At 64.9% G+C, this 2,216-nt stretch carries 2 protein-coding genes; one reads left to right on the top strand and one right to left on the bottom strand.

All coding sequences use genetic code 11. The features are described from left to right. The coding region (locus ACT53T_RS22860; protein WP_476162995.1) for a DUF3363 domain-containing protein at positions 1-1,178 on the bottom strand (1,178 nt) is incomplete at its 3' end. On the opposite strand from ACT53T_RS22860, the gene ACT53T_RS22855 reads away from it, so the two are divergent. Further along, a complete protein-coding gene (locus ACT53T_RS22855; RefSeq protein ID WP_476162994.1) occupies positions 1,143-1,745 on the top strand; it encodes a hypothetical protein in 603 nt (200 codons plus the stop codon). The two genes, ACT53T_RS22860 and ACT53T_RS22855, sit on opposite strands and share 36 nt — an antisense overlap. The last annotated feature ends 471 nt before the right edge of the window (positions 1,746-2,216 follow it).

The following is a 2,216-nucleotide window of genomic DNA, read 5'->3' as shown; positions in this document are numbered from 1 at the left end:
CAATGGTCCGCGTCGACGCGTTCGACGTGCCCGGCCCGGCGCAGCGCCTCCAGCCGGCGGACATGGAAGCGGACGAATGCGTCCGGGTCCTTGCCCTGCCGCTCGAAGCTATCGCGAATGCGTTCGAGATGAGCGCTCGGCCGGTAGACGCCGCCGTCCTCCGCGACCATGGCGATGTTGCGGTCGGCGGGCCTCGGACCGGAAACGGCGGGCGCCGCTTCGACGATCATGCCTCGGCCAACCTCCTCGATACGAATCGGATCGGCGAACTCCATGTGATGGACTCGTCCGTCGACGCCGTCGACGACGAGATAGACGCGCTCACTCATCTCGTCGCTGGCCAGCCCTTTGGCCAGCACCCGGCCGACGATCGGCTCCTTTCCGGTCTCCCCGTGGCAAGCATATTGCGCGACGCCGCGCTCGTCCGCCAGACCGTGACCGGCCAGCGCCCGACGAATGGTCTCGATCGCTTCGTTGCGCGCTCCCAATTCTTTCAGCATCGGCTCGGCGCGGTCGGAAATGGTCCACCGTCCCGTCTCGAGTTCGGCAGCGAGCCCGTAGCGCTCTAAACGCCGCACGCGGCCGAGTAGCAGCGCCCGGTTCTCTCGGACGAGATAGGAGGCGCCTTCCCCGGGTCTGAGATCGACGGCGCCGTGTTCGCGCTGCTCGGCGCGCAACATCTTGTCGAGCCGCGTCAGCCGCTCCGCCGCAACTTCGTTCGCGAGCTTCGTCTGAAGCTCGATCTCGCTCTGATGGCCGAGTTCCAGCGTGAGGAGTTCGCTTGCCCGGTGACGAACGCCGTGAGCGATATAGTCGCCGGCGATATTGAGGATGCGTCCGTCGTCGAGCACGCTCCGGACGATGATGTGGGTGTGAGGATGGCCAGTGTTGTGATGGTCGACGGCTATCCAGTCGAGGCCCGTGTCGAGGTCCTTCTCCACCTGCCGCATGAGGTCACGGGTGAAGCCTCGCAGGTCGGCCATGTCGCTGCCGTCCTCCGGCGCGACGATGAAACGGAATTGGTGACGATCGTCTCGTCCGCGCTCGACGAAGGCGCGGCCGTCGGCATTGTCCTCGAATGCGGAATAGGCGCGACCCTTCTCGCCGTCGCGGGTGACGCCATCGCGTTCGAGATAGCGGAGATGGGCGTCGACGGCCTTGCTCATCGCGCCGCGCATTTTTGGACCGCGCGTTCCACGTTGCGGGTTGAGCTTCACGACGCGCGCCTTGACGACGACGCGACGCGTTCGAAACCGTCCGGCGGAATCGCGTTGCCAGCCACCGCCATCTCTCGGCAGCGACGCCGCCACCTTCGCGCCTCGTCCCCGCGCGTTGAACCGGCCGCTTCCTTCTTCTTTCCAGCCGTCCGCCAACGCCGGACCTCGGCCGATCCGGCCCGGATCGCCGCCGGCCTTTTGGACAGCGATCTCGACCTGCCGGACGAAGGAAAGCGAGCGCGGACGGACGCTCCTTCCGCCAGCTCGGGACCGGCCGGGTCGAATGTGGAATTCGTCTCTGTCGTCGCTCGCCATGGCGAGACGATCGGCGTCGAAATCCGCCTGCGCAACCGCCCTCGAACGCCGTTCGCAGTCAGGCGTGAAAATACCGGCTCTAGCGTAGAGCCGGCGGGACATGCCACGCGGCGCCTCTCGAACGCTCGCGTCTATCACCCTACAAATAAGAACGAATTCGATTCTGGCGGAAACCGCCGCACATCGCGCGGCGCCATGCCTGCGCATTCGTAGCCTGCAAAAACCAATGTGCAGACAGACACTTGACGAGCGAAGCGAGGTGCGAACGTCAGTTCGCTTTATCTTGCCATCTTAATCGGGCGTCGTCGTGTTGTCTTCTTCGCCATGTGTGTCTCCATCCCGGGATCGTATCCGCTTCTTTTCTTCGATGCGACAGCCCACGCCAGTATGCGATGAGAAACGCTTGGGGGTCCATGCAGTCTTTCGTGCTCGGTCCCGCGTGCCGGGTGGGCGCACATTTTTGCGTCGGGATTGCGGGGCCACACAAGCATTCAGGCGCGCTGTCGGCCTCCGAGGAGGCGTCGTCGCCGGCAAGATATTGCGCTCTCCGCATCCGCTTCGATCCACCAGATTCTCTCTCGCCGGATGGCGGAACTCGAGTCGGCGCTGCGCCGTCAATTCGTCGTCATGTCGTCGTTCCTGCGCGCTTCGATCAACTACGGCGGCGCGCTCACGATGCGATCG

The sequence above is a fragment of the Methylosinus sp. DMC45 genome, from assembly GCF_056313885.1.
Note: the sequence above shows the minus strand (reverse complement) of the source record. Positions and strands in the feature narration are given on the sequence as shown.